Consider the following 5,287-nt stretch of genomic DNA (forward strand, 5'->3'; position numbering starts at 1 on the left):
ACGCCAAAACCATTGATACCGCCAAAATGACGGCCTTGTTTTCTGACAAACTCATTTTGATAGCTGTGTAGCTGCAGCTTAGGATTTAGTCCTGCAATATCAATAGGGCTATCATCTGCATTTTGATTAAAATATAGGTTTTCATCTGCATTACCTTTTTTGTCGAGCGCGTCCATCAATGAGCTATTGGCTTTAACCCATGCGTTAAACTCAATATTTAGTTCGTTGATCGTTTTGGCTAACCAGTCTAAAGCTTCACGCTCGCTCATTTTTGCAAGCTTGACACCACCAAGCGTAACAGTGCCTTTGGCTATCCAATCGCCAATACGGTTTTTAAGCTTATCTTCATCTTTCGCATAAGTACCTATATTAACCTGTATATCGGCAATGCCTTTGCCATGCTCGTTATAGACAACCAATGCCGCCTTGCCAATAAGTGGTTTACTGTTTAAAAACTGCACTTTGTTTTCGGCACTGATAAGGGGTGATCGTAAATCAAACTGCATTTTTTTATAATCAGTCAGTGTAACTTGTTGTCTGGCCAATCCTTTTTGTCTAATTAGTTTGTTTTTAATAGCATCATCTGTTGCAAGCTCAATCTGAGCATCGATATCTTTTAGACGGCTGGCTAGATTACCAACCAAGAAATCATTTGAGTGAATAACCTGCTGTCCGTCACTACTAATAAACCAATTGTCATCGATTAATGGGTCAACATCAGGATGAATCTCTTTTAACTGCTCAACCGTAATATATAAGCTCTTATTTTCATACTGAATACGCGCAAGCTTACTTTTGTAGTTATCGATATTGTCGTTGGTAGCAACATCAGTGGTCATTTCACCGCGCCAGGCGGCGCTATATTGGCCTTTATTATAGTGTAGCGATATGACTTTAAAAGCGCGCGATGCTTCACCAGTAAGTTTGCCGTTTTTACCGTCTAAATAAGCCATCTTCATAGCTCTAGTTAAAACAGGCTCGTTTGTCACATAATCATACCCATCATAACCATACTCAAGAATTGCATCATCAATAGCCTTACCTAATGCAATACAACGCCACGATATCTGATCAGGCCGCGATTCCATTGTATCAGCTATCATTCTTTCAACCGACGATGGTAGTAAATCACGTTGACTGGTTTTGCTCATATAATCGGTTACATCAAGCACATCATCCCACGTCACATTATCATGTATGATTTGGTAAGCATCACTCATAGATAAGAGAAGCTCTTGAATACGTCTATCTGTGTCTGTCACATTCTGCTCAAGTGTATGCCATGAACCATCTTTAAATTCCAATTGTTTGCCGTTTTGAAAAATGGTGTCGCCGTTTTTATACTCAATTACACTAGGCTCTGCGCTATTTAATAACTCCCAATTAATACGGCTTTTATTATTAAATGATTTAAGTTTTTTAGCGATTTGAGGGGTTAGATCACTACTGACAACGCGTTCAACTTCGCCGCCATATTTATTGGTGCCAATCTCTACATTACCAAGGATAAATTTCTTGCCGGACTTCTCAAAGTATTTACCACTTAAATAATCATCGAATAACACGCCAGCGCGCGTCAACGTATCAATATCGCCAGCCTGGTAAAGTGCATCGATTGTATCAATGGCGTCATCACTAAATTTACGATAAACCACAACATCCGTTACAACGTCTGCGCCAGTCTGACTGAAAACAGCGTTTGGTAAGCGATAGGCGCCCAAAAATTCAGCTTTTAAACTCGTGTTAAATCTAAGTCTGTTTTTATCCTCTTTTTTACCAGATACAACATTGGCCGGCGTGATAAACATAGCTAGGCCGCCAGGTTTTAATTTTTCAAGGGAACGTAAAATAAAGTAGGTTTCAAGCGAATCATTTTGATACGCCTTGTCTTCAAACTTGTTCGCGCCGCGATCACTATTACTGCCAAATGGCACATTTGTTATGACCATATCTAAGCTATTGTCAGGTATGCGCTGCGCTTCCACTTCAAACGGATTGACGACTGTATGGCTTCGCTTGCCATCGTTTAATACCCTGGCAATGCCGCCAGAAGTGCTATCGAGTTCTACGCTGTCAATAACAGCAGATTCAGGACTGGTACTTGCAAAAATTCCTGTTCCAGCGCTCGGATCGAGTACCTTACCACCCTTAAAGCCAAGTTCAGCCGCTAAATCCCACATGCCAGAAGCGATCTCAATCGGCGTGTAATATTCGTATTGACTGCCTTTATTGCCGTTTCTGTCTTTAACGCCGCCGCCGTTGCCAGTATATTTAGCAAGTATGACTATATCTTGTGGCGACAAGTCATTCCTCGTTAAATTGTTTTGCTCAATCTTATCTAGCAATGCGACAGCCGCGTCATTCGCTTTTTGCCGACTAGATTGTGACTTTGGTACGTCAATCTGTAAGCGATCAACCGGCCCACCTAACCCAGGCTTGCCAGTGGGATTGATAATCGCGTCAAGATTAGGTACGTCAAGCGCTTTCAACGCTTCAACAAGATTGCCTTGTGTGATACTCACATTATTGCGATCTGATTGCTGGTGATCGATGATAGTTGATTTTAAAGTGATAAGTTTATCTATAAGCTCGTTATAAAGCATAGCAGTATCCTGGTTGATTGAAACATTGCTTTATTATCGCAATATTAATCAACCCCTTTTCTTTGTGTTCCTTTTTAAAAATAATTTAAAAATAGTGTTGACAACCTCACAGCTTGCTTAGTAATACTCTTACCGCCGCATAGGTGGCTTAATAAACCCTCATTACGAGGGTTTTTTTCTAATACCATACGATTAAATGATCAAGTGACTGCATAGCTTCAGGCCCAAAAATGGAATCCATCATAGCCTGGTCATTCGACGCATTTTCAAATATCTTCTGTTGTTTAATAACCTTAAATAGATTGTCAAATGCAGCGTTGATTAAAGCGCGTTCCTCACCTTCTGGGTATGCTTTATAGCCATTATCATATAGCGAATTACTAGCCCCAAAACTTAAATAATCATTGCGGCGGCCCTGTTCTTCTAGCCTATCCTCAAGGTATCCTTGAAAAGCTCTTGCGGCCATTTCTTTTGTACTTGACCAATAGTTTTTAGCCCTGCCAGCATCAAGCTTTAATGCCTCTCGCTTATACTGAGATACAAGCTCACCAACGTTTAATGTTACCTCTTGATCGACTTTATCTTGATTGTGGTAAGCAACGGCAACTTTACGCCAGGCATTATGATTTTTACTACGCTTATTAGCACCACGGCCATAGATTTTATCAATCTCAAGAACGGCCGTTTCTACGTCGTTATTTAAAATAACTTTTTGAACCGTACCATAGCTATCAGGTTTAATATTTAACCTTGCAAGATCAATATCCTTTTGTGTAATTTTAAACGTTTCAGGCGCGCGCACTGTACCTAAACTCATAGCATCGTTTAGTAGCTGAAAAGCACCTACAAGCTCTTTATTTCCTGCAAGCTCTGGTGTCTCTGATAAAAACACGCCGGCCCCAATCGCTCTTTCATTACCCAATACCTCACCTAAAATATTATCAATAGCATGGAACCATTCGTGACCTAAAGTGCCGCCACCTTTCATCTTAGTTAAGTTGATCACTCGCTGCACTGGCTCATAATGAGCTAAAGCACCCTTACGACCACGCGCACCAATTGCAAGCGCCAGGCGGCCACCAAATGCCAATGACTTGGGATCAATACCCACAATATCGGACATATCCATCATGGCCGCCGCTGTATTCTTAACGTGAAATTCAGCGCTAGATTTATCGTCTAGCACCCAATTACCGGATTGAATATCCCTAAAGCCAAACATATCTTTAAGCTCAATGGTTGAATTAACAGCGACGTCACGGCCCCCCTTACGCTCATAGTTATCTGTAACAAGCAATTCAAATGTAGGTTTTGGTTTTGGTTTTGGCTTATCGTCTTTTGGTGCTTTATCATCTTTAATAGTAAGCGACCAGTCACTATATTTACCTGAATTAGCAGCGTTAATATGCTTAACAAAACTATCTGACTTCATTTCAATAATGGCCCAAAATCGTTCGCCTAATGCTACCCATTGCTGCACTGTTTCATCAGTAGTCAATGCTTCAAATCCACCTATGACAGCGATATCTCGCAATTGCGCATTAAGTTTATACCAATGCTGCATTTTATCTGCATCGACCATGCCTGCACCAGTAAACGATTTAACTTCAAAATTACGATCAGGATAATGCTCTCTAAGCCAATCAGGAAAGTAGGATTTTAAAACAAATGGTTTTAGTGGGCGACCCTCAGCTTCGGCAATCTTCTCTAAGTCCGGCAATGCTTCTTGATAAAGCGCCTCACTTTCAGCCTCTATCTCTTTAAATAGATCACTCTGTTCATCGTTTACCTCTTGATATATCTTTTGTGTTTGAGTGCCAATCATTGATCCTCGTAACTCCGAACCAATCTCTTTAAGCTCATGGTATAAATCACGCGGTGTAACACACTTACCAATACGACCTTTTAAAGTATCGATACCGGCCACGTATGCTTTACGCATCATTTGTTTTTGCTTAGCCGGCCCTAATTCATCCATCATTCGTACAAAGTTTAAAAACATATTATGATTATTGCGTATGCTATAACCGCTTTTCGCTGTCTTAGCAAATGCCACTAAATCCCAGAAAGGCTCTTTAGCAACCGACGCCAAAACCTTTTGAATTAAAAAAGCGGTATCAGGCTGTACGCCATTGTTTTTGAGTTCGCTGTAATCAAAGTCACCCATAATATTTGATTTATTAATCAGTGACTCAGCCATCAAAGAATCAGCTTCAATTTCATCCCAATCAATATCTTTAACCTTAACAGCAACCCCATCTTTTGCCAATTGCTTAATGCGATTGCTGGCAAGCTCTTTTTTACTGCCAGCGATGTAGCCAGTATCAGCGTAACGATAGTTTTCATCATTGCGATTATCGCTATACGCATCATTGCTATCATCCTTATAATCAACGCCTAAAGCTTTTAGGCTGTCTATAACGGCCTGTCGTTGAACCTGGTTCGCCCTGTCACTAAAATTTGTTAGCGATAGTCTTAAACTATCAAGATTGTTGATAAGCTGTATTGTCTCATTCATGTTTATAGCCTTTAGATAAAACGTTTGTATTGATTATCGCACCATACCAGGCCATTGATAATCATTGTTCCCATAAAAAAAGCCACAATACCTGGTATTGCAGCCTCTATATAGATTAAATTTGCGACTAACTACAAGCTTTAGCGCCTACGTGTTCTGCTATAAC

1 protein-coding gene and 1 pseudogene are annotated in these 5,287 nt (G+C 40.4%); both read right to left on the reverse strand.

Annotated elements, in window-relative coordinates; translation table 11 throughout:
* Positions 1 to 2,603, reverse strand: a pseudogene (locus QZ265_RS09735) (N-6 DNA methylase); the annotation flags it as partial.
* A 178-nt stretch (positions 2,604 to 2,781) separates the two neighbouring features.
* A complete protein-coding gene (locus tag QZ265_RS09740; RefSeq protein WP_296405709.1) occupies positions 2,782 to 5,121 on the reverse strand; it encodes an LPD1 domain-containing protein in 2,340 nt (779 codons plus the stop codon).
* Positions 5,122 to 5,287 lie beyond the last annotated feature (166 nt).

The organism is Psychrobacter sp. (assembly GCF_018260395.1).
Classification (GTDB): Bacteria; Pseudomonadota; Gammaproteobacteria; order Pseudomonadales; family Moraxellaceae; genus Psychrobacter.